The organism is Alteraurantiacibacter buctensis, from assembly GCF_009827655.1.
Taxonomy (GTDB): domain Bacteria; phylum Pseudomonadota; class Alphaproteobacteria; order Sphingomonadales; family Sphingomonadaceae; genus Alteraurantiacibacter; species Alteraurantiacibacter buctensis.
In genome coordinates, this window is record NZ_WTYV01000021.1 from 1 (window position 1) to 2397 (window position 2397).

2 protein-coding genes are annotated in these 2397 nt (G+C 49.1%); one reads left to right on the top strand and one right to left on the bottom strand.

Translation table 11 applies throughout. From position 1 onward, the window contains the following. Nucleotides 1–473 (bottom strand): hypothetical protein (locus tag GRI99_RS19045; protein ID WP_160773531.1); only part of this gene is annotated, 473 nt, incomplete at its 3' end. 147 nt (nt 474–620) lie between these two features. Here GRI99_RS19045 and GRI99_RS19050 point away from each other — a divergent pair. Next, nucleotides 621–2303 carry a pectinesterase family protein gene (locus tag GRI99_RS19050; protein WP_237438469.1) on the top strand — a complete coding sequence of 561 codons (1683 nt, stop codon included), beginning with the start codon at nt 621–623 and terminating at the stop codon, nt 2301–2303. The last annotated feature ends 94 nt before the right edge of the window (nt 2304–2397 follow it).

Below are 2397 nucleotides of genomic sequence, written 5' to 3' on the forward strand. Positions count from 1 at the left end.
TTGGTGTAACGAATGATGCCCTTGGCGGTGAGAACCTGCTTGTTGAATCGGGTAGAAGCCACCATGTAGTAGTCTTTTGGAGCTTGGTTGGATGTCACGAGGACACTGAAGCATTGTCCAACATGGACATCGAGTGACTCGTAGACGTTTTGCACCACATGGGATCCTTCCATCTCCACAAGTTTCATTGTATGGCCCTGGATCCTGAAATTGAGAGTATTCTTGAGCCCAGCATTGCAGATCCTGTACTTGTATGTCTTTCCGGGTTTCATTGTGAAGAGCGGCTCATCCTTGCCGTCTCCCATGGCGTTTTTGCCATTGACGAGGACACCATCAGGCCTTGCAAGAGTGCGGCCGCTATCCAAGAGCTTCTGGAGAGCAGTGTGGCTCTTAGTGTACCAGTCATTGAGAATAACAGTGTAATCATCCTCGGGATCAGCATAAGGGACAGGGATGAGTAGACGACTGTTGATGCGAAGGCCACCAAAACCACCATAGCAAAGTCTCTGTTTGCATCATTATCATCTTCATCGCAATCCTACTCTTCTATTCCATCCATTTTCTTCCTTTTCTTTTCATCTGTAGAAACCAGGATATTGGCCCAGGAAATAGAAGTGAAAATGTTTCGGAAAGTGGTTGTTTCTGCTATTTCCCTCATTCTTGTCGTCGGTGCTGTCATTGGGGTGGTGGCTCTGGTGCAACCCAGTCATAAGGGATCCGGTGGAGAAAACGAACCAGGAAACATTTCTCCATCGATGAGGATTGCCAATCAGCTATGTCAACCGTCAGATTACAAGGAGGCTTGCACCAAGACCCTCAGCTCCGTGAACAGCACGGATCCAAAAGAGTTTGTCAAGCAGGCTATATTAGCTGCCTCGGATGCGGTGAAGAAATCGTTCAACTTCTCCGACGACCTGGTCGTCAAAGCCAGCCAAAATAAGCGCGAGAAAATGGCGTTGGACGATTGCAAGGAGCTGTTGGACTATGCCGTTCAAGAGCTTCAGGCATCAATGTCAATGGTGGGAGATAGTGACTTGCACACCACAAATAACCGCGTTGCAGAGCTACAAAGTTGGCTGAGCGCTGTCCTTGCATATCAAGAAACATGTGTGGATGGGTTCGATGATAAGAGCCCCATCAAGCCTATAGTTCAACAAGGTTTCGTTGATGCTAGCCAGCTCACCGACAACGTTCTGGCTATCATCTCTGGCTTGTCAGACTTCCTCAAATCCATGGGCCTCCAGTTTAACATTCCTTCCAACTCTCGTCGCCTTCTTGGCGAGGATGGATTTCCCACCTGGTTCTCTGGGGCTGATCGCAAGCTTTTGGCAGCACAGGGCAATGGCAACGTCAAGCCAAACGCGGTCGTGGCTCAGGATGGCAGTGGACAATTCAAGACCATCAGCGCAGCCATTGCTGCATATCCCAGTAACCTCAAGGGACGATATATTATCTATGTTAAGGCCGGAACTTATCGTGAGTATGTTACTGTTGACAAGAACAAGCCCAATGTGTTCATCTATGGTGATGGACCCAGGAAGACGATCGTCACCGGAAGCAAGAGCTTTGCCAAGGATGGTTTGGGAACATGGAAGACCGCTACTTTTGTGGCTGAAGCGGATGGGTTCATTGCCAAGTCGATCGGATTCCAAAACACCGCTGGTCCTGACGGGCACCAGGCGGTGGCGCTTCGTGTAAGTTCTGATATGTCAGTGTTCCTCAACTGCAGGATGGACGGGTATCAGGACACATTGCTGTACCAAGCCAAGCGTCAATTCTACCGCAATTGTGTTATTTCCGGCACCGTTGATTTCATCTTCGGCTATGGCGCCGCTGTGATCCAAAACTCCTTGATTGTCGTCCGGAGACCCAATGACAACCAGCAGAACACGGTGACTGCAGACGGCAGGAAAGAGAATCATGCCACCACCGGTTTGGTCATCCACAACTGCAGGATTGTCCCTGAGCAGAAGCTAGTTGCTGACAGGTTCAAGATCCCAACATACCTGGGCAGGCCATGGAAGCCATTCTCCAGGACCGTTGTCATGGAATCAGAACTGGCAGATTTTATCCAGCCTGCGGGGTGGATGCCATGGGCCGGAAGCTTATATCTTGACACTTTGTACTACGCAGAGTACGCAAACAGAGGCGCCGGAGCAAATACCAACAAGAGGGTGAGCTGGAAAACTTTCCGTGTCATTAACAGGAACGAGGCTCTTCAATTCACCGCCGGCCAATTCCTTCAGGGCGCTGCTTGGATTAAAAATGCTGGAGTGCCTGTCTTGCTTGGCCTAAAACGATGAGAAGATTATGTTTTAGCAGAAGAAGGCTTGTGTGGAGACCATGATCAAAATGCAAAATTTTGAGCTTGATTAGCGAAAAAATTGATTCATTTCG